The 23,673-nt window shown below is 71.2% G+C and carries 10 protein-coding genes; 1 reads left to right on the top strand and 9 read right to left on the bottom strand.

Annotation, left to right across the window (positions count from 1 at the left end; genetic code table 11):
• Window positions 1-21: 21 nt before the first annotated feature.
• Genes ACFV4K_RS11745 through ACFV4K_RS11730 form a run of 4 tightly spaced genes read right to left on the bottom strand, consistent with a single transcriptional unit; the run spans window position 22 to window position 3,426 of the window.
• Window positions 22-726 carry a hypothetical protein gene (locus ACFV4K_RS11745; RefSeq protein WP_357086195.1) on the bottom strand — a complete coding sequence of 235 codons (705 nt, stop codon included), beginning with the start codon at window positions 724-726 and terminating at the stop codon, window positions 22-24.
• 31 nt (window positions 727-757) lie between these two features.
• Window positions 758-2,026 carry a deoxyguanosinetriphosphate triphosphohydrolase gene (locus ACFV4K_RS11740; RefSeq protein WP_379274164.1) on the bottom strand — a complete coding sequence of 423 codons (1,269 nt, stop codon included), beginning with the start codon at window positions 2,024-2,026 and terminating at the stop codon, window positions 758-760.
• 3 nt (window positions 2,027-2,029) lie between these two features.
• On the bottom strand, window positions 2,030-2,686 hold the full coding sequence (locus ACFV4K_RS11735) for a YdcF family protein (protein WP_379274162.1): 657 nt from the start codon (window positions 2,684-2,686) through the stop codon (window positions 2,030-2,032).
• 44 nt (window positions 2,687-2,730) lie between these two features.
• A complete protein-coding gene (locus ACFV4K_RS11730; protein ID WP_379274160.1) occupies window positions 2,731-3,426 on the bottom strand; it encodes an MBL fold metallo-hydrolase in 696 nt (231 codons plus the stop codon).
• 61 nt (window positions 3,427-3,487) lie between these two features.
• Between ACFV4K_RS11730 and ACFV4K_RS11725 the strand changes: the two genes are divergently transcribed.
• Window positions 3,488-5,488, top strand: coding sequence for a TPM domain-containing protein (locus ACFV4K_RS11725; RefSeq protein WP_379274159.1), 2,001 nt, complete (start codon window positions 3,488-3,490; stop codon window positions 5,486-5,488).
• A 276-nt stretch (window positions 5,489-5,764) separates the two neighbouring features.
• On the opposite strand, the gene ACFV4K_RS11720 is transcribed toward ACFV4K_RS11725, so the two are convergent.
• The 5 genes from ACFV4K_RS11720 to ACFV4K_RS11700 all read right to left on the bottom strand — a co-directional run bounded on the left by ACFV4K_RS11720 (window position 5,765) and on the right by ACFV4K_RS11700 (window position 23,504).
• Complete coding sequence (locus ACFV4K_RS11720) at window positions 5,765-6,370, bottom strand: response regulator (protein ID WP_379274157.1); 606 nt, start codon at window positions 6,368-6,370, stop codon at window positions 5,765-5,767.
• Window positions 6,367-7,497: a sensor histidine kinase gene (locus ACFV4K_RS11715; RefSeq protein ID WP_379274155.1), complete on the bottom strand. Its 1,131-nt coding sequence runs from the start codon at window positions 7,495-7,497 to the stop codon at window positions 6,367-6,369. The genes ACFV4K_RS11720 and ACFV4K_RS11715 overlap by 4 nt, the downstream gene beginning before the upstream one ends.
• A gap of 244 nt (window positions 7,498-7,741) precedes the next feature.
• Window positions 7,742-9,184: a molybdopterin-dependent oxidoreductase gene (locus ACFV4K_RS11710; protein ID WP_379274153.1), complete on the bottom strand. Its 1,443-nt coding sequence runs from the start codon at window positions 9,182-9,184 to the stop codon at window positions 7,742-7,744.
• A 72-nt stretch (window positions 9,185-9,256) separates the two neighbouring features.
• A complete protein-coding gene (locus tag ACFV4K_RS11705) occupies window positions 9,257-22,783 on the bottom strand; it encodes an amino acid adenylation domain-containing protein (RefSeq protein WP_379274151.1) in 13,527 nt (4,508 codons plus the stop codon).
• A gap of 10 nt (window positions 22,784-22,793) precedes the next feature.
• Window positions 22,794-23,504 carry a DUF6875 domain-containing protein gene (locus tag ACFV4K_RS11700; RefSeq protein WP_379274149.1) on the bottom strand — a complete coding sequence of 237 codons (711 nt, stop codon included), beginning with the start codon at window positions 23,502-23,504 and terminating at the stop codon, window positions 22,794-22,796.
• Between the last annotated feature and the right edge of the window lie 169 nt (window positions 23,505-23,673).

Raw genomic sequence — 23,673 nt, 5'->3', positions numbered from 1 at the left:
GGCCGTCGCCGCTCGAAGTCCTCAGTCCTCGCGCCCGAACAGATGCCGCCGCACGTGCGCGTTCAACCGCTGCCCGGGCCGCGCGTTGAACGCCATGTGCACGCTCACCCGCGGAATCTCGCCCTGCACCGGCGTCACCCGGTGCCGGGACCGCCGCCCGGCGTGCAGCACCAGCGTGCCCGGCACGGTCGGCAGCATCTTCACCATGTGCCGGTGCCGCATCGGCAGCCCGCCCCCGCGCTCGATGAAAGCCCCGGGCAGCGGGATGTATTCGAGCGCCCCGCCCCGCTCCGGCGCGACGATGTGCAGCATCACCGTGTAATCGGACATGTCGTAGTGCCAGTCCTGCGCGTCCCCGTTCTCGTGGATCTGCACCGTCATCGCGCCCAGTTCGTCGGCGGACCGGTAGGCCTGCTCCCCCACCAGGTGGGAGACGAACTCCCGCAAGGGTTCCCAGTGGTAGAGCGCCTTCAACGGCGAGGAGTCCGGGATCCGGTCGCAGGCCACGGTGTATTCGAAGCGCATGGCGTCGCCGAGTCCGTCGGAGAGCACGTCGGCGGCCATCTCGGTGACCGCGGCGGGCCGCAGGAATTCGGGCAGCACGGTGACTCCGCTGACCAGGAAGTCCGCCTGCGACCGCTCGATCACCTCGCGCAGCCGCGTCACGGACCGCCGGTCGAGCGGATATCGCTCGAGGTCGACCAGGTCGTCCACCTCGCGTGTCATCGCGCGCCCCCTGCCGCCGGATTCACCGGACTCAGGGTATCGCGGCGGCGATGCGTTCCAGGCGGCTCTCGGTGTAGGAGGCGATCTGATCGACGATGACCCGCACTCGCGCGGTGTCGTCGGCGGCTTCCTCCCACCACGGCAGCAGCAGCCGGTCCAGCCCGTGCGGGGCGGCGACGAGCAGCCGGTCGGCGACGAGCAGGATGCGTTCGCGCTGCCCGGCCTGCCGCACCCGGTGGATGGGGTCGGAGAGCACGTACCGCAGCGCCATGGTCTTGAGGACCGCGACCTCGGCGGCCACGATGCGCGGCACCTCCAGATCGGCGGCGTAGCGCGACAATTGGCGGCCGCCCCAGGCGGCGCGGGTGGCCTCGACGGCGGCGGTGGCGAACCGGCCCACCAGATCGCTGGTCAGCCGTTTGAGCGCGACCGAGGCGGCCAGGGAGCCGTCGTATTCGGCGGCGGCGGTGACCACGGGCAGTTCGGAGAGCCGCTGCGCCGCGGCCACCATGTCGTCCACGCTGTGCGAGCTGTGCCGTTGCGCGCCGAGTTCGGCGAGCGCCACCTGTTCGGCCGGATCGGCCAGGGCGCGCAGGTCGATGCGCCCGGCGATGACACCGTCCTCGACGTCGTGCACCGAGTAGGCGACGTCGTCGGACCAGTCCATGATCTGCGATTCCAGGCATTGGCGGCGTTCGGGCGCGTCCTTGCGGACCCAGTCCAGCCGGTCCATGTCCACCCCGTAGGCCCCGAACTTGGAGCCGGGACCCGTTCTGCCCCACGGATATTTGATGACGGCGTCCAGGGCGGCCCGGGTCGGGTTGAGCCCGAAACTGAGGCCCTCATCATCGAACACCTTGGGTTCGAGCCGGGTGAGGATGCGCAGGTTCTGCGCGTTGCCCTCGAAACCGCCGTGCGTGTCGGCGAATTGGTCGAGGGCCTTCTCGCCATTGTGCCCGTAGGGCGGGTGCCCGATGTCGTGGGCGAGTCCGGCCAGGTCCACCAGGTCGGGATCGCAGCCCAGGCTGTCGGCGATGCTGCGGCCGATCTGGGCGACCTCCAGCGAATGGGTGAGCCGGGTGCGCGGGGTGTCGCCGTCGCGCGGGCCCATGACCTGGGTCTTGTCGGCGAGCCGCCGCAGCGCGGCCGAATGCAGCACCCGGGCCCGGTCGCGCGAGAATTCGCTGCGCCGGGCCGGGCACGGCGACCAGCTCAGTCCGGCCGTGTGCTCGGTCTCGGGAACCATGCGTTCCCGGTCGGCCTCGGTGTAGACCCGGTCATAGTCGATGCGTGCGTTCATTGCTCACTGATCCGCCGTGTATTTGAAGTCCGCCGAGAAATGGGTCAGCTGATACCAGAGCAATGCGAAGGTCTCCCGGAAGATCCCGTGCGCCTGCGATTCCCGCGTGTACACCGCGGGCCCGGTTCTGGTGGGCGCGGTCCAGGCCGACAACCCGGCGTCGCGCGCCATGGTGCGGGTGCGCAGCGAATGCCAGGGGTCGCTGACCAGCACCACCGACGATTTGCCGCGCGCCAGCAGCGCTCTCGACACCGCTTCCACGCTCTGCAGGGTGTCGGAACCGGTTTCGACGGCCAGGATCCGGTCCTCCGGCACGCCCTGGTCCTTCAGGTAGTTCTTGCCCGAGGCCGCCTCGGTGTAGTTGTCGCCGACCCGCTTGCCACCCACCGTCACGATCATGGGGGCGACCTGCTTGCGGAACAGCTTGTGCGCCTGGTCCAGTCGCGCTTCGAACACCGACGACGGGGTGCCGTCGTACTGGGCCGCGCCCAGCACCACGATGGCGTCGGCGTGGGTGTAGTCGTCGATGCGGGCTACCTGCCACACGTGCAGGGCGGTGCCGCCCACCACGACCAGGCCCATCAGCACCCCGCCGACCAGCAGCCGGCGCACCCAGCGCAGCGTGCCGCCACCGCGTTCGGAGGCGGTGGATGCGGCCATGTCCGGTGCCGGCCAGTCCGGTTCGGCTCGGTGGTTGCGGAGTCTCACCAACCGCGTTGCCGCCATTCGGGCAGCTGCGGGCGCTCGGCGCCGAGGGTGGTGTCGTCGCCGTGTCCCGGATACACCGCGGCATCGTCCGGATAGCGGTCGAACAGTTTGGTCTCGACGTCGCCGAGCAGCGAGGTGAACTGCTCCGGCGACTGGGTCCGGCCCACGCCGCCCGGGAACAGCGAGTCACCGGTGAACAGGTGGACGCCGCCCGCGCCGTCGGTCAACGCCAGCGCGACCGAGCCGGGGGTGTGCCCGCGCAGGTGGATGGCCTCCAGGACGAGGTCGCCGACGTGGACCTTGTCGCCGTCGGCCAGCAGCCGGGCCGGGGGCACCGGCAGCGGCGCGGCGTCCAGCTCGTGCGCGGCGGTCGGAATGTCGGTGGCCGACACCACATCCGGGAGCGCGAACCAGTGGTCCCGGTGCTGATGGGTGGTGACGATGAGCTCCACCCGGCCGGGCGCCTCCTGGCCGATGAGCTCGAGGATCCGCTCGGCCTCGTTGGCGGCGTCGATCAGCAGGGTCGCGCCGGTGGCGGTGCACTGCACCAGATAGGTGTTGTTGTCCATGCCACCGACCGACATCTTCACGATGCGCGCGCCCGGAACCTCACGCTGCTGCGGATTGGAGCCGGGCGAGACGTGGCCCGTGTAGGGCGAATCGATGGTGATCACGTCACCGATCGTAGTCATGGCTTCCGACACAGTGTGCAGAAGAAACCGACCCTCCGCGTTCCACAGTTAGATTCGACGCATGCGGCCATCGAAGCAGCTGTCCCTCCTCGTGACCGGTCTGCTCGCGGCCCTGGCCCTGCTCGGCGGGCACGCCGCGCCGGCCGCGGCCGAGACGCCCCTGCGACTGCCCGGCTATGTCACCGACAAGGCCGGGGCGCTGGACCGCGGGCAGACCGCGGAGCTGCAGCAGGCCATCGACGCGCTGTACTCGCGCGGCCACGAGCGGCTGTGGGTCGTCTACGTGCGCGACTTCAGCGGGATGGACTCGCACGCCTGGGGTGAGCAGACCGCGAAACTGTCCGGGTTCGGGGATCGCGACGTGCTGCTGTCGGTGGCCGTCGACGATCGGGCGTACGCGTTCACCGGGACCGTGCCGCAGTCGGTCAGCGACAAGGAACTCGACCGGCTGCTCACCGACCGGGTCGAGCCGAAGCTGCGCGACGGGAACTGGGCCGGGGCCGGGCTGGCCACGGCGACCGGGCTCTCGGACGCCATGAGCGGATCCGGCGGCATCGGGCTGTTCCCGATACTGATCATCGCGCTCCTGGTGGCGCTGGCGGTGCTGGGCATCTGGTGGTGGTCGAAGCGACGCAAGACGCGGCGGGAACGCTCGGTCATGGAGTCGGCGCGCAAGACCGATCCGACCGACACCCGGGCACTGGAGTCCCTGCCGCTGGTCGTCCTGGACGCCCTGTCCAAGGAGACGCTGGTCGACACCGACAACGCCATTCGCACCAGTACCGAGGAATTGCGGCTGGCCACCGACGAATTCGGAGCCACCGCCACCGCACCCTTCACCGCCGCCCTGGAGGGCGCGAAACGGGCGCTGGCCAAGGCGTTCTCGATCCGCCAGCAACTCGACGACGACATCCCCGAGACCCCGGATCAGCAGCAGCGCATGCTGATCGACCTGGTCAGCAGCTGCGGCAGCGCGAATCGGGACCTCGATGCCAAGGTCGGCGAATTCGACGCCATGCGCAATCTGCTCATCAATGCCGGGGAGCGGCTGGACGCGCTGACCCGCGACCTGATCGAGCTGACCGCCCGGGTGCCCGGTTCGCGGACCAAGCTCGCGGCGCTGGTGGCCGCGCATCCCGCGTCGGTGCTCGCACCCATCCACGACAACGTGAGCATGGCGAGCGAGCGAATCGGATTCGCGGAGAAGACGATCGCCGACGGGCGGGCCGCGGCCGCCAAACCGGTCGGGCAGCAGGGCGCGGCGGTCTCCGATATTCGCGCCGCCGAATCGGCCGTGGACGCGGCGCGCACGCTGTTGGACGCGGTCGATTCGGCCGCCACCGATATCGAGCAGGCGCGGGCCGGGCTGTCGGCCGTGATCGAGGAACTGCGCGGCGATCTGGCCACCGCCGACGGACTGTCGGAGCACGGCGGCACCGATCTGCCCGCCGCGACGGCCGCCGCGCGCACGGCTCTCGATCAGGCCACGGCCGATGGGGCCACCAATCCGCTCGGGGTCTTCCGGCAGGCCGTCGCCGCCGACGCCGCGCTGGATCAGGCGATCGCCGCGGCCGGTGATCGCAAGCGGGCGGCCGATGACTTGCGTCGCCGTCTCGATCGGACGCTGACCGCGGCCCGCAGCCAGGTCAATGCCGCCGCCGACTACATCAGCACCCGGCGCGGCGGGGTCGACGCCGAACCGCGCACCCGGCTCGCGGAGGCTCAGCGCAGTCTGGAGCAGGCCGATCAGCTCGCCGCCTCGAATCCCGAACAGGCTCTCCAAGCCGCCCAGCGCGCCGTCGAACTCGGCGCTCGCGCGCTGCACACCGCGCAGGCCGCGGTTCAGGAATGGCACGCCCAGCAGCAGCAACGCGTGACGCCCCGCGGCTCCCAGACCGGGGCCATCCTGGGTGGAATCCTCATCGACAGCATGCTGCGCGGCATGGGTAACGAATACCGCCGCGGCGGGGGCAGTTTCGGAGGTGGGGGCCGCAGCTACGGCCCCGGATCCTTCGGCGGTTCCGACGGCTCCCGGCGGATCAGCCGGGGCGGCCGGTTCTGAGGGTTCGGCTCACCGGAGGCGAGCCGAACCCGGCGCACTCACCAGCCGGAGCCGGTCCCACCCGAACCCGTGTTGGCCACGATGGTGCCGATGACCATCTGCGCGAGCCCCGCGATCAGGCTGAGAATTCCCATGGTGTCCTCCGACTTCCGCTTTCCTCACCGACTGTCCGGTGTAGCAGTGAACCTAATCCGGCAAACTTGAGAAAGTGGCTCATTTCAGAACATTTCCCACTGTGTGCCACCCGTGGTCATGATTCAGCTACTGCCCGGGGCGCTAGAGCCAGCCGAGACGCTCGGCCGCCCGGACGGCTTCGGCGCGCGTGCGGGTGCCCGTTTTGCCGATGGCGGAGGACAAATGGTTGCGGACCGTGCCCTCGGACAGGTGCAGGAGTTTGGCGATGGCGCCCGCGGTCGCGCCGTCGGCGGCGGCGGCGAGAACCTCGCGTTCCCGGGCGGTGAGGGGTGAGGTTCCGGCCGTGAGGGTTTCGGTGGCCAGAGCCGGGTCGATGACGCGCAGGCCCATATGGACGCGGCGGACGGCGTCGGCCAGTTCCCGGGCGGGGGTGTCCTTGACGACGAACCCGGAGGCGCCGGCGTCGATGGCGCGGCGCAGGTAGCCGGGGCGGCCGAAGGTGGTGACCATCAGGATGCGCACGGCCGGGTGGGCGGCATGCAGCTGGGCGGCGGCCGAGATGCCGTCCAGGCCGGGCATTTCCACGTCCAGCAGGGCCACATCGGGGGTGGTGCGCTCGACGGCGGCGAGCACCTCGTCACCGCGCCCGACCTCGGCGACGACGTCGAGGTCGGGTTCCAGGCTCAGCAGGGCCGCGAGGGCGCCGCGGACCAGAGCCTGGTCGTCGGCGAGCAGCAGTTTGATCATTCCGGCTCCTTGATCGTCTCCGGGAAGCTTGCCAGCACCCGGAAGCCGCCGTCCGGGCGCGCGCCCAGGGTGAGTTCACCGCCGGTGGCCCGCACCCGCTCGCGCAGTCCGGACAGGCCGGACCCGGTGCGGGCCGAGTCGCGCGGGCCCACACCGTCATCGGCGATCTCGATGCTGTCCGGGGTCACCCGCACCCAGCAGTGCGCCGCGCCGCTGTGCCGCACCACATTGGTGACGGCCTCGCGCAGCACCCAGCCGAACACGACGCTGTGCCTCGACGGCAGTTCGCCGGGATCCGGGAGCACGGCCTCGATCTCGGCGGCGTTCAGCGCGGTGCGGGCATTGGTCAGCTCGCCGGCCAGCGAAACCGCCCGCAGCCCACCGACGGTGGAGCGCACCCCGGCCAGCGCTTCCCGCGCCAGCTGCTCCACATCGGCCATCTCCGTCTTCGCGCGCTCGGGGGCGACGTCGATGAGCCGTTGCGCCAGTTCGGTTTTCACGGTGATGACGGTCAGCGAGTGGCCGAGGATATCGTGCACGTCGCGCCCGACCCGCAGCCGCTCCTCCGCCACGGCCAGTTCGGTGATCTGCCGCCGCGCGATGTGCAGTTCGTGATTGCGTTGCAGGATCACCCGGATCCCGCCGACCGCGAAGGCCGCCAACACGATCGACTGCATCAGCGAGTACGCGGGCGGCTGCCCGGTAAGCAGTTGCGGCACGACCGCGAACACGACGATCAACGCCAGTTCGAGTGGGACCGCCCGCCGCACCGGCAGCGAGAACGCGATGTAGGAGGCCACGTAGACGCTCGAACCGAGTATCTGCGAGTGCAGGGTAGCCGCCCCGGCCGCGATCAGCGCGGCCTGCACGGCCAGCGATCCGGCCACCATCGGCCAGGGCGGTCGCGGCGGCCAGCCCTGGTCGGACCGGCCGCGCACCAGCAGCCAATAGGACGCGACATAGGCGATGCCGAAGGCGACGATCACCGCGATCGTGTACGCGCGGGCCACCGGGTCCTCGAGCTGCCAGCCCTGCCGCAACGGGTCGAACAGGTACACCGCCCACACGGCCGCGAGCAGCGTCCCGAACCGTCGCCGCCGCCGAATACCCGCCTCTTCCGCGTCCACACCGCGGGACGCTACCCGAGCCCATGCCGATCGTCGCCGGTCAGCGCGCGGCCGTACGGCGGATCCGGACGGCATCGCAGCGCTCAGGGGCGGCATCGGGGCAGCCGGCAGCACCGGCCCGTGGCAACGCGGCACAAGCCATACGCGGTGAGGTTCATACGAATACCGTCACCCGCCGCGACCTGCCACGCATCCTCGGTTCGTCACTGTCCGCCCATGACGGATGTCATGGGCGAGGCCACGATCAGGCGGTGACGGTGACGCTGTGCAGACCGCCCGGGCCGATCGGGAACGGCGGGCGCTCCTCGGCGTCCTGGACCTCGCCGGAACGGCTGATGGCGCGGGCCTGAATGGTGTGGGTGCCCGGCGGCACGTCGACGATGGTGCGCCAGCGCCGCCAGGCCGCGGGGGCCAGTTCGGAGCCGAGTTCCACCGGCAGCCAATCGGTTTCGCCGATCCGGATCTCCACCCCGGCGACCCCCTGCGGCGGGGCCCAGGCGACCCCCGCGATGGTGAACTTGCCGCCGCCCGCGCCGCCGCCGGAGGCGACGTCGATGCGGGCCTGCGGCCGCACCCACAACGGTTCGGCGGGCCAGCCGCGTTTCCACCAGTAGTCGACGTCGCTGTCGTCGGTGAGCTCGAGTTCGCCGACCCATTTCGCGCCCGAGTACTGGCCGTAGATGCCGGGCACGAAAACCCGTGCGGGGAAACCGTGTTCGGGCGGCAGCGGTTCCCCGTTCATGCCGATGACCAAGTAGCCGGGCCATTCGCCGGTGCGCAGCGGTTCCAGCGGCAGCGAGATGGTGTAGCCGTCGACGGCGCGGGTGACCAGGCGGGTCGCACCGGATTCGGGGACGGCGTGGTCGAGCAGGGCGCTCAGCGGGACGCCGAGCCAGCGGGCATTGGCGCACCGGCCGGAGCCGACGGTGTTGTGCACACACACCATGACGGCGTCGAATTCGACGGCCTGCTCGGCCAGATCGGCCAGCGACAGCCGCAGCTGGTGGGCGACCCGGCCGCCGATGGACAGCCGCCAGTCGGCGGGATCGATGCGCGGGGCCCGCGAATTCACGTCCGCCACATAGAATCTGCTCGCGGGCGTGATGAGCGGGGTCAGGCCCGGTTCGCTGCCGATGCCGTCCTCGGGGACGGGGACGTGCGCGCCCATCGGGCCGACCCGGCGGGCCCGTTCCCGGTGCCGCTGATCCTCGCGTCGCACCAGCGTCTCGGCGGCGGCGATCATGCCGGTTCCCGCTGCGGCCCACAGCAATCCGTGCCCGGACGGCTTGCGCAGCCCGGCGCGCAGCACGGCCGCGGCGGCCACCGCGCCGAGCGCTCCCGGCACCGAGCGGTCGGTGCTGCGCAGGGCCGCGGCCGCGGTGGCGGCCCCGAACACGGCGGCCGCGGGGGTCCGCAGTCGCGGGGGGAGCAGTGCCGTGCCGACGGCAGCGCCCACACCCCAGAGCGCGACACCGAGCCGGGTCATCTCCTTGTCATGGTCCCCGGCCTGCGCCACCATGGTCTCGACCACCTGCACGGGCGCGTAATCCGCGGCCAGCCGCCCGATTCCGTCGAGCATGGAGCCGCCGCGCGCCGCGGCGAGCAGCTCGCCCGCGCCGAGCGCGCCCACCCCCACCGCGACCGCGTGCAGCAGCCCCTTCTTGCCCGCCGTCCCCTTCTCCGACACTTGTCCGAACCTTCCGTAGCCGACCGGGTTTCCGGGCCCATTGTTCCCCAGCCGACCCGCTCGCGGCCAGGATCAGCGGGCCAGATACGCCGCGACCAGGGGGCCGATCACCTCCCACGCCTCCGGGGTGGTGAGCCGGTTGTGCCCGAATTCGACGGGGCGGTCGTCGATCCGGCCCGCGATGTAGGGCCGCCAGGTGCTGACATTCGGGATGGGCTCCGGGTTGCCGGTGGCGGCGATGAACAGCAGGTCGCCGTCGAAGACCTCGTGCTCGTGGGCGGCGATCTGACGCAGCAGATGACACATGTCCCCGTAGACGTTCTCCAGTTCGGTTGCGGAGAAACTGATTCCGGTCGACTCCAGCAGTTCGGCCGCGCGGTCGGCGGTGAGGTCGTCGAGTCCGGCCGGGACGTCGATGCCACCGAATTCGGCCAGCAGCAGCGACAACGGCGGAATGGCGGTGTCGTCCGGCACGGCGACGTCGGCGCGGGAGTCGAGCATGATCAGCGCGGGCACCTCCGCGCCCCGGCGGCGCAGTTCGACGGCCGTGGCGTGGGCCAGCGGACCGCCCGCCGAGTAGCCGAGCAGCTGGTAGGGGCCGTCGGGCTGCACGCGAAGGATCTCCTCGGCATAGCGCACGGCCAGGTCGCGCACGGTGCGGTCGGCCGTCCCGCCGTCGGTCACGCCCGGGGACTGGATGCCGTAAATGGGGTGCGCGCCGTCGATGTGGCGAACCAATCCGCCGTAGCACCAGGCCAATCCGATGGCCGGATGCACACAGAACAGGGCGGGACCCTCACCCTGTGGGCGCATGGGCAGCAGGACCCGCATCGACTGCTCCACGCCCGGTTGCGCCGCGGCTTCGCCGAGGCGTCGCGCCAGCGCGGCGGGGGTGGGATCGAGGAACATCCATTGCAGTGCCATCGGAATGCCGGTCGCCTCCCGCACCTGGGTGACGACGCGGACCGCGCCCATCGAGGTGCCGCCGATATCGAAGAAGTTGTCGTCCACGCCGACTCGCGGAGACTCCAGCACGGTTTCGAAGGCGGCGACGAGGATGCGTTCCTCCTCGGTTCTCGCGGCGCGATACCCGCGGTGGACCGGAGTCGGCGCCGGGTGGCTCGGCTCCTCGTGGGCGGTCGCCGTCAGCGCCGGCAGTCCAGCCCCGGCGACCTCGATGGTGCCGACCGCCGCCAGCGGATCGGCCGTCATGGCGTCGAGGATCGCGAGGAAGCCGTCCGCCATGGCCGCGGCGGTGGAGCGGTCGAACAGGTCGGTGGCGAAGGTGAGGGAGGCGGTCATGCCCGCGGGCTCCCCCTCGGTCCCGAACTGTTCGGCCAGCATCCATTCCAGATCGAACTTGGAACCGGGCGCGGGCGCGTCGAGCGGGCGGACCGCCAGGCCCGGCAGTTCGGTGCGCTCGGTCTGCACGTTCTGGAAGGCCAGCAGCACCTGGAACAGGGGGTGGCGGTCGGTGGAGCGGACCGGGGCCAGCGCCTCCACCAGTCGTTCGAACGGCAGGTCCAGATTGCCGTAGACGGCCAGGTCGGCGCGGCGGACCGCGTCGAGGGTGGCAGCGAATCCGGCGGCGGGATCGACCTGCGATCGCAGCACCACCGTATTCACGAACATGCCCACGAGGTCGTCGAATTCGCCGTCGCCGCGACCGGCGACCACCGAGCCGAGGGCGATGTCCGGGTGACCGGACATCCGCGCCAGCAGCACCGCGAGGGCGGCGTGCACCACCATGAACGGGGTCGCGCCGTGGGCGCGGGACAACCGCTGCACGCGGTCTTGAACGGTTGCGGGAACGGTGAATTCGATGCGATCGCCGTTACCGGACGGCAGGGTCGGGCGGGGGCGGTCGGTGGGCAGGGCGTGGACCTCGGGCAGACCAACCAGGGTGGTGCGCCAGAACTCCAGCTGCCGACTCGCGAGACTGTCGGGATCGCTCTCCGCGCCCAGCAGTTCGTGCTGCCACAGGGCGTAGTCGGCGTACTGCAGCGGCAGCGGCGTCCAGGCGGGCGCGACGCCCGCGGTGCGAGCGGCGAACGCGTACACGACATCTCGGGCCAAGGGAGCCATCGACCAGCCGTCGGCCGCGATGTGGTGGACCGCCAGCGCCAGCACGGTGCGTTCCGGCCCGACGTGGAGGACGCACACACGCAGCGGGGTTTCGCGGGTGATGTCGAAGCCCCGCGACAGCTGGGTGATCAGCGCGGCATGGATGCCGTCCGCGGTGACGTCGAGTTCGGTGATCGGCGTGGAACCCGGTGTCGGCGGCAGAATCCGCTGGTCCGGCAGGCCGTCGGGGCCGGCGGGGTAGATCGTGCGCAGCGTCTCGTGCCGGGCCACGACATCATCGATCGCGGCGCGGAGGGCCGGGACATCGAGCGCACCGTCGATGTCGAAGGCGCCGGGGATGTTGTAGAGCGGTGAGCCCGGGTCGTATCGATTGAGGAACCACATGCGCTGTTGTGCCGCCGAGAGCGGGATCCGCGCCGGGCGCGGGCGCGGTCCGGGGCGCGGGCGGTCGGACGCGGCGCCCGCCGCCACGAGGGCGGCCAGCTCGGCCACGGTCGGGGCGTCGAAGAGCGCCCGCACCGGCACGGCGGCGTCCAGGGCGGCGCCGATCCGGGCCACGACCCGGGTCGCGATCAGCGAATTGCCGCCGAGCGCGAAGAAATCGTCGTCGCGCCACACCCGATCGATGCCGAGCACCTCGGCGAACGCCGCCGCCACCGCGGTCTCCACCGGCCCTTCGGGCGCCAGGTGAGCGCGGGCCTCCTGCTGCGGGGCGGGCAGGGCGTCCAGGTCCAGTTTGCCGTTGGCGGTGCGCGGCAGCTCCGGAAGCACCATGACCGCGGTGGGCACCATGTAGGACGGGAGTCGTTGCGCGGCGGCCTTCTTCAACACGGCCGGCACCGGCTCGGCACCGGGCGCGGCGACCACGTAGGCGGCCAGCAGGCCACCGTGGCCGTCGTCGCGCACCACCGCGACCGCCCGCGCGACCGACGGGTCGGCGGTCATGGCCGCCTCGACGTCGCCGAGTTCGATGCGCAGGCCACGCAGTTTGACCTGGGTGTCGGTGCGGCCCAGGTACTCCAGGTTCCCGGCGCGGCGGCGCACGAGGTCGCCGGTGCGGTACATACGCTCCCCCGGCACGCCGTGCGGGTCGGCGACGAAGCGGGCGGCGGTCAGGTCATAGCGGCCGAAATAGCCTCGGGCCAGCGGGATTCCGGCCAGATACAGTTCGCCGACCACGCCGTCGGGGACCGGGCGCAGCCGCTCGTCCAGGACGAGGGCCCGCACACCGGGCGCGGGGATACCGATGGTGATCGGTTCACCGGAGCGCACCGCCCCGCCGACGGCCCACACGGTCGCCTCGGTCGGGCCGTAGTCGTTGAAGTGGTTGCGGCCCTCGGCGGCCCACGCCGTCACCAGCTCGGGCGGGCAGGGCTCGCCGCCGGTGACGATCAGGCGCAGGTCGTCCAGGCCGGTGGGGTCCACGGTGGCCAGGGCCGACGGGGTGAGGGCGATGTGCGAGACGCGTTCCCGGGACAGCAGTTCCCCGAGTTCGAGTCCGGCGAAGACGGTGGGCGGTGCCACGACCAGGGTGGCGGCCGCACCGACGGCCATGAGCAGTTCCACCACCGAGGCGTCGAAACTGGGTGATGCGACGTGCAGGACGCGGGAGTCGGGGGTGATCTCGTCCCGCTCCCGCTGGGCGGCAGCCAGATTCGCGAGACCCGCGTGGGACACCACCACGCCCTTGGGTGCGCCGGTCGATCCCGAAGTGAAGATCACGTACGCGGGATCGGCCGTGTTCCCGAGGATTTCGGTGAGTTCGGGCGGGTTCTCGTCGGCGTCAGGCTCGTCCAGGCACCACCAGTGCACGGTGTCGGGCAGGCGGTGACGCTGGTCGGTGACGGTGAGACCGAGCTGCACGCCGGACACGTCGATGATGCGGGCGATGCGGTCGGGCGGGTAGGCCGGGTCCACGGGGACGAAGGCCGCGCCGGTGCGCGCGACGGCCCAGACCGCCACCACCGATTCGATGGAGCGCGGAATGCCCACGGCCACCAGGGTTTCCGGGCGGGCGCCTGCGGCCGCGAGCCGTCGGGCCACCTGGTCGGCGCGAGCATCGAGTTCACGGTAGGTCAGGCTCCGGTCGCCGCAGACCACGGCGATGCCGTCCGGGTTGGCTGCGACGGCGTCGGCCATGATGTCGGCCAGGGTGCGCGGGGGTGTCACCGGGGCGCGGCCGCAGCCGAGCCGGTCCTGCTCCGCGGGGGTGAGCAGGTCCAGATCGCCGACCGGGCACGGGGATTCGGTCGTGATCTCACCCAGCAGGTGAACCAACCGGTCGGTGAAGTCGGTCATGGTGGCGGCGTCGAACAGGTCCGTGGCGTAGCAGCAGCGCAGATCCAGGCCGTCGGCATCGCCGATTACGGTGAGGCTCAGGTCGAATCGGCTGTTGGTCTGCGGCAATTCGAGCGGGGCCACGGTCAGTTCGGGCAGGCGCAGTTCCGGCATGGGCAGGTTCTGGAACACCAGCATGACCTGGACCAACGGATGGCGGGCCTCCGAGCGGGCCGGGGACAGCACCTCGACGAGCCGCTCGAACGGCACGTCGGCGTGCTCGAAAGCCGCCAGATCGGTTTCGCGCACGCGATCCAGCAGCGCCCCGAAATCCTCGGCGGACCGCACCTCGGTGCGCAGGACCAGCGTGTTCACGAACATGCCGACCAGGTCGTCGAGTTCACGCACGCCGCGGCCCGCGACCGGGGTGCCGACCACGACATTGCCGGTCCCGCCGAGCCGGGCCAGCAGCACGGCCAGGGCCGCGTGCACCACCATGAACGGCGTCGCCCGATGCTCGCGGGCGTAGCGGTCGATCGCGTCGCTCACGGTGCGGTCCACGCGGGCAGTGCATTCGGCCGCCTGATGCGAGGCGCGGGCCGGGCGCGGACGGTCGGTCGGCAGCTCCAGATGATCCGGCACCCCGGCCAGCGTGTCCGACCAGTAGGCGACCTGCCGGGCGGCCAGCGAACGGGCATCCTCCTCGTCGCCCAGCCGATCCCGCTGCCACAGGGTGTAATCCGCGTACTGCACCGGCAGCGGCTCCCGGGTGGGGACCTCACCGGCCGCCCGAGTCGCGTAGGCGGCGGCCACATCCCGGGTCAGCGGGGCCATCGAGAATCCGTCGGTCGCGATGTGATGCGCGACGAGGACGACGACGTGGTCGTTCACTTCACCGGCGGAGGTGTCGATCCGGAAGACGCGAACGCGCAGGGGGACAGCGGCCGTGACGTCGAAGCCGTCGCCGATGGTTTCCGCGACCACCGTGGGCAGTGCGTCCGGGGTCACCGGAATCGGCTCGAGGTCGAGGGGGACCTCGTCGGTGTCGACGACGCGCTGCATGCCGATGCCGTCGATGTCGGGGTAGACGGTCCGCAAGGTTTCGTGGCGGTCCAGCACGTCGTGGAGGGCGGCGCGCAGGGCGGCATGGTCGAGGTGGCCCGTCAGCCGCAGGGCCACCGGCACGTTGTAGGCCGGGGATGCCGGGTCGAAGCGGTTCACGAACCACATGCGCTGCTGCGCCGGGGAGAGCGGAACCAGGGCGGGGCGCTCGGTCCGGGTCGGAGCCGGTGCGGCGGTATCTGATTCGGTGGCGGTCAGGCGGTCAGCCAGTTCGGCGACGATCGGGGCCTCGAACAGCAGGCGGACGGGGACCGTGCGGTCGAGGTGCGCGGCCAGGCGGGCGGCGACGCGGGTCGCGATGAGGGAATCCCCGCCGAGGGCGAAGAAGTCGTCGCGAGCGCCGACGCGATCCAGGCCCAGCACCTCGGCGTAAGTTTCGGCGACGGTGAGCGCCAGGCCGGTGGGCTCGATGTAGTCCGCCTGTGCCAGAGCGGGTTCCGGGAGGGCGCGCAGGTCCAGCTTGCCCGTCCGGGTGCGGGGTAGCTCCGGAAGGATCTGCAGGCTCGAGGGGATCAGGTAGCGCGGCAGCCGATCCGAGGCCCAGGCCAGCAGGTCCGGCACCGGGATCGGAGCGTCGACGGTGACGTACGAGCACAGCGACATCGCCCCGGCCGGGTTCCGGCGGGCCACCGTCACCGCGGCGTCGACGCGCGGATGGGTGAGCAGGACGGCGTCGACCTCTTCCGGCTCCACGCGGATGCCGCGGATCTTGACCTGGTGGTCGGTGCGGCCCAGGTACTCGAAACCCGCTGCGGTGCAGCGCATCAGGTCGCCGGTGCGGTACATGCGTCGACCGGCGTTGAAGGGATCGGCGACGAACCGGCTCGCGGACAGCGCCGCGCGGCTCGCGTAGCCACGGGCCAGCCCCGGTCCGCTCACGTACAGCTCACCGATCGCGCCGAGCGGCACCGGTCGCAGCCAGCTGTCGAGGACCTGCATGGTCGTGCCGGGGACCGGTGCGCCGATGAGCGTCGTGGTGTCGGGTGTCATCGGGTCGCCGAAGCTCGCGGCGATGGTGGTTTCGGCCGGGCCGTAGGAGTTCACCAGTGCGCAGTCGGCGCCGAAGCGGGTCACCAGGGCGGGCGGGCAGACCTCGCCGCCCATGATGACGGTGCCGACACCCATCAGGTCAGCGTGGTCGAGGGTGCCGAGCATGCTCGGCGTGCTGACCAGATGGGTGGCGACTCCCGCCCTGATCGCCGCGGCCAGTTCGGCCCCGGCGCTCGCTTCCTGCGGGGCGACGAGCAGCGTCGCCCCGGCGGTGAACGTGGACATCCACACCAGCATCGCGGCGTCGAAAGCCGGATTCAGGCAGTGCAGGACGCGCGCGTCACGATCGATCCCGCCGCGTCGCCGGGTCTCGGCCACCATGTCCACGAGACCGGCGTGCGACACCACGACGCCCTTCGGCGTGCCGGTGGAACCGGAGGTGAACACGACATAGGCCGCGTGCTCCGGGAGCAATTGCGCGGTGCGATCCGCGTCGGTGACGGCCTCGGCGGACAGCGCGGCACACTCGGCGGCGAACTGTTCGTCATCGAGCCGCAGCCACGAGACCTTGGCGGGCAGATCGGTCTGATCGACGCTGGTAACACCCAGCACCGCACCGCATTCCGCGGCGACGACACGCGTCCGGGCGGCGGGCTGGGTGATGTCGACCGGGACGAAGGCCGCACCGGTCTTCGCGATGGCCCACACGGCGACCATCGACTCGATCGACCGCGGCAGGGCGACCAGCACGGTCCGCTCCGGTCCCGCTCCCCCGGCGATCAGCCCGCGCGCCAACCGATTCGCCGCGGCATCCAGTTGTCCGTAGGTGAGTTCGCGAACATTCCGGCCGAGCCGAGCACCCGCGGACCGGTCCGCACCCACTGCGGCGGAATCCGATGCGGTGTTATCCGTTCCGGCATCGGCGGATGCGGTGTCGTCCACCACGGCGGCCGGCGAGGAGGCATCGCGGATCGCGACCGCGTCCGGGGAGGCGCTGGAACCCAAGAGGTCCGGTAGCAGGCGAGGCGCGCCCGCGGGCAGGCCGTGGCGGATCGCGGCATCGGCGTCCGGGGACGCGCCGGTGAGCGTCGCGACGCGATGGGTCGACGGTCCGGTCAGCGCGACGAGGAGGCGGGACAGGGACTCGGCGAGCGAATCGGCCTGGGCAGCATCGAAATAGCGGGGTGAGCGGGTGAGTTCGAGACGCAGGCCGTCCTTGGCGTAGGCGGCCAGCGAGAGCGGGTAGTGGGTGCCGTCCTGGGCGCGCAGGTTGGTGACGGCGAGGTCGGCGTGGCGGGTGGCGGCGGCCAGGGTGGCCGCGTCCACCGGATAGGACTCGAAGACCGTTGCCGTGTCGAAGAGCTGGCCGCCGCCGGTGGCGGCATGGATCTCGTCCAGGCCGAGGTGCTGGTGTTCGGCCAGGGCGGCCTGCTCGTGCTGGACGCGGGTGAACAGGTCGGCGATGGATTCGGCCGGGTTCAGGGTGATCCGGACCGGGACGGTGTTCACCAGCATGCCGACCATGCGATCGGAGCGGGGGAGCTCGGGGGGACGGCCCGACACCGTGGCGCCGAAGACGATGTCCGTGGCCCCGGTCCGCTCGGCCAGCAGCAGCGCCCAAGCGGCCTGGACCAGCGTGTTGACGGTGACCTGGCAGGCGGCGGCGGTGCGGCGCAGAGCGTCGGGCAGGCCCTCGGGAAGCGGAACCTCGTGGGCGACCGGCGCGGTCGCGGCGGCGGCGCGCGGGGCGGTGGGTGCGATCAGGGTGGGACCGTCGAGACCCGCCAAGGCTTGGGTCCACGCGGTGCGCGCCTGTTCGGCGGGGCGGGCGGCCAGCCATTCGAGGTGGGTGCGGAACGGGACAGGGGTCGCGAAACCGGTGTCGTCACCGGAGGTTTCGTAGAGGCCGATGAGTTCCGCGAACAGCAGCGGCATGGACCAGCCGTCGAGGATCAGGTGGTGGTTGGTGATCACCAGGCGGAAACGGCGCTCGCCCGCCGCCAGGCACAGGAAGCGGATGAGGGGCGGGCGGTCCACCGCGAACGGGACGCGCAGTTCGGCCGCGGCGAGGGCGTCGAGCTCCTCGGGGGTCGCGCCGATCGCCTCGCGATACTCGCACGGCACCGCCACCTCGGCCGGAATCACCTGTACGGCACCGGCATCCGAGGCGATGAACCCCGCGCGGAGCACGTCGTGGCGGCGGACCAGGGCTTCGGCGGCGGCCCGCAGCCGGTCCGGATCGAGGTCGGCTTCCACGTCGATGATCGCCTGCACCGAATAGCCGTCCGAGCGGCCCTCGGCCAATTGGGCCTGGAACAGGAGGCCACGCTGCAATGGCGTCAGCGGCCAGGCGTCGGCGAGACGGCCGAGAGTCCGTTCCCAGGTGTCGATTTCGGGCTGCGAGACCTTCAGCAGGGGTAGGTCGGCGGGGGTCAGGCCACCGGCATCGGGTCGGCGGAGCAGCTCGGCGATCTCACCGAGAGCCGAAAGCCATTCGCGGGACAGTGTTTCCACGTCCTCGGCGGGGATCGCGCCGGAGGCGTACTGCCACATCGCGCGGATCCGTGGCCCGGCCGCCGACTCCAGGGTGACGGCATCCACCGACAGCACCGCCGCCAGCGGCATGGCCGGGTCGGCGTGGCCGCCCAGGCGGTCGCCGACCGCGATCGGCAGCCAGTCGCCCTCGATCTCGATATCGGGGATCTGGCCGAGGTAGTTGAAGCCGAGCTGCGGCTCCGGGAAGGCGGCCAGCTCGGACGCGGTCTGGGGGTTCAGATAGCGCAGCAGTCCGTAGCCGAGGCCACTGCGTGGCACGGCACGCAGCTGCTCCTTGACGTTCTTCAGCACCGATTCCACCGCGCGGAGGCCCGAATCACCATTCACGGCAACCGGTTCCAGCCGGACCGGCACCTGGGCGGTGAACCAGCCGACCGTCCGCGACAGGTCCGCTCCCGCGACCGCGGTCTCGTCACGACCGTGCCGCTCCACCGTGACCACGGTGCTCGCGGCCTCGGTTTCACCGCGCCCGGCGCGCCAGCGGGCGAGCGCCACGGTCAAGGCGGCCAGCAGGGCGTCCTCGACGCCACAGCGATAGGTTCCGGCGAGCCGTGTGACAAGAATCGACGAGACGTCCTCCGGCACTTCGAGATCGATGCGGGCGGCGGTGCGGTGCGTGTCCACCGCCGAGTCCAGCGCACGCAGCCCGATCGGAGCGCCCGCGGCCAGTACGTCACGCCAGTATCCGAGTTCTCGCCTCGGCCACGGCAAGTCCACCACCGCCTCGTCCGAGTGGTCCGTGCCGTGAGCACCGACGTTCGCCACGGCGGCCAGCGCGTGCGACCACGTGCGCATCGACGTCCCCGTCTCGCGCAGTTCCGGCCGGGTACCGGAGGCGGCCTGCGCCCAGGCGGACATCAAGTCGGGCAGCAGGATTCGCCACGACACCGCGTCACAGGCCAGGTGGTGGACGGCGATCGCCAACCGTCCCGAGCGACCGGCACCCGCGTCCAGCCAGGTCAGGGCCAGCATCGACCCCGAGCGCGGATCCAGCCGGTTGACGGCCGCCGCCAAGGCGCGATCGATCGCGGCGGCGGTGATCACGACCTCGGCTTCCGGCTCGCCGTGCCCGTCGCCCGGGATGCGTCGCACCGCGGCACAGTCGATTCGGGTCAGCAGGGTCGCCGCGTCGACGGTCTCCGGTGGGGTGACGTCCAATCGCAGCCCGTCATCGGTGTGGACGACGCGGGCCCGCAGCATGTCGTGGCGGTCGAGCACCGCTTGCACGGCGGCGAGCACCATCGCGGGTTGGGCCCCGACCGGGACCTGGACCACCATCGACTGGGCGAAGTGCCGCCAGCCGGGACGGCTCAGCAGCCAGGATGCGACCGGCGTCAGCGGCAGCCGGCCGACGCCACCGCCGGGGAGTTCGGCAAGCCGCTCGTGGCGATCCTCCAGATGCGTGACCACGGCCGCCAGACCCGCCGGGGTGCGATGCTCGAACACCTCGCGGGCCGAGAAGACCAGGCCCGCCGCGCGGGCGCGCGAGACCAGGGTGATGGCCATGATCGAGTCGCCGCCCAGGGCGAAGAACGAGGTGCCCGGGCCGACCTCGGGAATGCCGAGGACCTCGGCGAACAGCGTGCACAGCGCCCGTTCTGTCTCGGTGGCCGCCGCTGCGGCATCGACCGGTTGCGCCACAACGGGTTCCGGCAGCGCGCGCCGATCCACCTTGCCGTTCGCGGTGAGCGGCAGCGCGCCCAGCACGGTGACGGTCGCGGGCACCATGTACGGCGGCAGCCGGTGCGTGGCGTGATCCAGCAGCTCGGCCTCGGTGATCGCGTGCCCGGCGTGCGGCACCACGTACGCGGCCAGCACCGTGCCGCCGCCGGGGCCCGGACGCGCCACGGTCACCGCGATCTCCACCCCGGTGTGCGCGTTCAGCGCGGCGTCGATCTCGCCCAGCTCCACCCGCATACCGCGCAACTTGACCTGGAAATCACCGCGCCCCACATACTCGAGCACGCCGCGCTCGGTCCAGCGCACCAGATCCCCGGTGCGATACATGCGCGCCCCGGCCACACCGTCCGGCGCGGGCAGGAACCGTTCGGCGGTCAGACCGGGACGGCCCGCGTACCCGCGCGCCACCCCCGGGCCGCTCACATACAGCTCCCCCGCCACACCGATCGGCACCGGGCGCAGCCAACGGTCCAGCACCAGCATCCCCGCGCCCGGAATCGGATCCCCGAGACCGGACTCGACGCCCGCGACCAGACCGCCCGTGTAGGTGACCGCCACCGTGGTCTCGCTGGGCCCATACGAATTCAGCAGGTCCCGCCCGGTCCCGAAGCGCGCCACGATATCCGGCGGCGTCGGCTCACCACCCGAGGACACCGCGCGCACGCCGTCGAGCGCGTGCGACTCCAGCGTGGACAGCACAGCGGGGGTGGAACACACCTGCGTGATGCCGTAATCGCGGACCAGCCCGGCCAATTCGGCGCCGAGCACCGGATCCGGTTCGGCCACCACCAGCGTCGCGCCCGCGGCGAACGCCATCAGCCACTCCAGCACCGCCGCGTCGAAACTCGGGTTGAGGCATTGCAGGACACGGGAACCCGGATCCACCCGGTACGCGGACACGATGGCCGCGGCCAGACCGGCCAGACCGGAGTGGGTCACCACCACGCCCTTCGGCACCCCCGTCGACCCGGAGGTGAAGACCACGTAGGCAGGATTCTCGACCCGGGGGCGGCCTCGGAGCTCATCGGCGGTCAACGGCAGATCCGACAACACGGCGTCGTCGGAGGCCGCGCCGCCTCGCAGGAGATCATCCAGGGCGATCCACGGCATCGAATACGGCAGTCTCGCAGACGATTCCGAGAAGGCGAGACCGACCGTCGCGCCCGCTTCCACAGCGATGCCGGCCAGCCGGGCCGCGGGCAGGGCCGTGCCCACGGGCACGAACGCCGCACCGGTCTTGGCCACCGCCCACAATGCGACCACCGCTTCGATCGAGCGCGGCAGGGCCAGCAGGACCGTCGACTCCGGACCCAGGACGGGCACATCCGAGCCGGACTCGGCGGCGCGCAATATCCGGCGCGCCAACCGATTCGACAGCGCGTCCAACTCGCCGTAGGTCAGTCGCCGGTCGGCGGCCATGACCGCGATCGCGTCGGGACCCGCCCGGTGCAGACCGGCGGCCAAGATCTCCGGCAGCAGCCGCGGTTCGGGTGCGGTCATCCCGTGCGCGCCCGCCAGCAGCGGCTTCTCGTCCGCCACCGTGTAATCCAGTTCCTCCACAGGGGTCCCGGCCTCCGCCGACAGCAGCGAATCCAGCAGCGCGAGGAAACGGCGATGATGCCGAGCCAACGAATCCTCGTCGTACAACCGCGGATTCGCCGCGAAGTCGACATGGATCGGTGCGCCCGCCCCGTGCTGATAGAAGTTGACGAACAAATCCTCGATCGGCCCCGACGTCACCACGTGCAGGCTCGATTCGACGCCCTCGAAATCGATCCCGGCCGGGAACAACATGATGTTGATGACCGGCCCGATCATCCCCCGCCCGAACTCGGCCCGCCGTCCCCCGTCATCCCCGGCCCGGCCGACGTCATCGCCTCGCGAGCCGTCCTGGCGCATGTCCTCGTAGCGGAAGCGTTGGTGGCGTAGGGCTCCCGACGCCGCGACCCGGACCGCGTCCAGGACCTCGCCGACCCGCCCGGTGCGCGGCACCGGCACGCGCAGCGGCACCACATTGGCGATCATGCCGCCCGAGCGCCGCAGCACCGCGGTGGTGCGGCCGGAGACCGGCAGGCTCAGGACCACGTCCTCCGTCGCGGTCAGGCGGGCGTAGTAGAGCGCGACCGCCGCCATGACCACGGTCGCCGAACTGGTGTCGAAGCGGCGAGCGGCGGCTTCCAGCCGTGCCGCCGTGCCGTCGCCCAGGTGGGCGCGGGCCTCGCGCCCCAGCGCGCACGCCGGGGCGGTGGCCGCGACCAGGCTGCAACGGTCGGGCATGCCCGCGGTGGCCTCACGCCAATAGTGCTCGTCGGTGACGTACCGGGAGGACTCCCGGTACGCCATCTCCGCCTCGTGCACTTCCAACAGCGAGGCCGCGGTGCCGGGAGGCGCCGATTGCCCGCGCACCGCGGCGTTGTACAGCTCGGCGACCCGATACAGCATGGTCACCGAACCGAATCCATCGATGAGAAGGTGGTGAGCTCTGGTGTACCACAGGTGATGGGACTCCCCGACCCGGATCACCATTGATACCCCGGCGTTCGCGCCGAACAGGTCGATCGGCCGCGCCACGTCGGCGCGCATCCATTCCAGCGCCTCGGCGACCGGATCGGTGCGATCGGTGAGATCCAGGAACCCGATCTCGCGCTCCATCCCGGCGTCGACCACCTGACCCGGCTGATCCCCGGCCTCGACGAACCGCAGGACGCCCGAACCGAACTCACGCGCCGCCCGCACCCCCACCCGCCGCAGCGTCTCGATCTCCAGCGGCCCGCGCATCTCGATGTACTGGGCCTCCGACAACGGCACGGCCGGATCCAGCTGCTGGGCGTAGAACATCCCCAGCTGCGCGGGGGACAGCGGGAAGGTGTGGCCGGAAACGCGCGTCATCGATTACTACCTAACTGCTGGTGGAACAGGATTCGTCGGCCGGCGCCACCTGGTAGGCGGGCACGCGGGACGCGGGCCGGGAGGTCAAGCGCCGCACCATGACCGAGCGCACGTGCGCGGGCAGCGTCGGCGCGAACTTGCGCACGTAGGCGTCCGCCCATTCGGGGTCGTCGAGCAGGAACGGGAAGTCGGTGGTCATCATGGTGCGCACCACCAGCATCGGCATCGGCGCGTCCAGGGGCCGATACTCCTTGTTCCACAGGCCCGGTTGATCACAGCCCGGATAGAATTGCCCGAGCATCGATCCGCGCTCCACGAATTTGGTCTTGAATTCCTCGTGGATCTCGTCGATCAAGGAATAGTCGGTCAAATTCGGGAATACCGTGATCAATCCGCGCAGCACCGATGCGGAACTACCGTTCCCCGTAGGCAGTTCCGGATACAGCTCCAGGGCGTCGCGGATGATCGCACGCAACCACATCGGCCGCGGTTCCGCCGCCGGCACCTGCGCCAGCCACAGCAGATCCCGCCGCATCGACGGCCGGACGTACGGGCAAACCGGCCCGTCACGGCCCAGTTCGTCACTGGGTTGGGTCAGAATGGAATCCGCCCAGGACCGGAACGCCGCCACCGTCGGCCGCGCGGCCGGGCAGGTTGATCCGATGTCCCCCAAAGGGACCCACTGCAGCCCCGAGCGGGGGCCTATAACACGCTCGCTCATGACTCACCTCGGCTGATCGAGCTTCGGCAGGAGAAGGCGCCGTTGCCCACATACTCAAATAGCGGCCCGGTCATAGGCCGTTAACACGAGCAGTGGGTTACCCAATTTCTCTATGACACTCCGAATTTCAACCGTGGGGAAATAGAGAAAAGACCGGTCAGGTATTGAC

This window comes from Nocardia sp. NPDC059764, from assembly GCF_042732555.1.
Taxonomy (GTDB): domain Bacteria; phylum Actinomycetota; class Actinomycetes; order Mycobacteriales; family Mycobacteriaceae; genus Nocardia.
Note: the sequence above shows the minus strand (reverse complement) of the source record. Positions and strands in the feature narration are given on the sequence as shown.

What these genes read in the sequence shown, in the direction of transcription:
- ACFV4K_RS11745 (WP_357086195.1), bottom strand. Translation starts at nt 726, where the DNA reads ATGACACGCGAGGTGGACGACCTGGTCGACCTCGAGCGATATCCGCTC.
- ACFV4K_RS11740 (WP_379274164.1), bottom strand. Translation starts at nt 2,026, where the DNA reads ATGAACGCACGCATCGACTATGACCGGGTCTACACCGAGGCCGACCGG.
- ACFV4K_RS11735 (WP_379274162.1), bottom strand. Translation starts at nt 2,686, where the DNA reads ATGGCCGCATCCACCGCCTCCGAACGCGGTGGCGGCACGCTGCGCTGG.
- ACFV4K_RS11730 (WP_379274160.1), bottom strand. Translation starts at nt 3,426, where the DNA reads ATGACTACGATCGGTGACGTGATCACCATCGATTCGCCCTACACGGGC.
- ACFV4K_RS11725 (WP_379274159.1), top strand. Translation starts at nt 3,488, where the DNA reads ATGCGGCCATCGAAGCAGCTGTCCCTCCTCGTGACCGGTCTGCTCGCG.
- ACFV4K_RS11720 (WP_379274157.1), bottom strand. Translation starts at nt 6,370, where the DNA reads ATGATCAAACTGCTGCTCGCCGACGACCAGGCTCTGGTCCGCGGCGCC.
- ACFV4K_RS11705 (WP_379274151.1), bottom strand. Translation starts at nt 22,783, where the DNA reads ATGACGCGCGTTTCCGGCCACACCTTCCCGCTGTCCCCCGCGCAGCTG.
- ACFV4K_RS11700 (WP_379274149.1), bottom strand. Translation starts at nt 23,504, where the DNA reads ATGAGCGAGCGTGTTATAGGCCCCCGCTCGGGGCTGCAGTGGGTCCCT.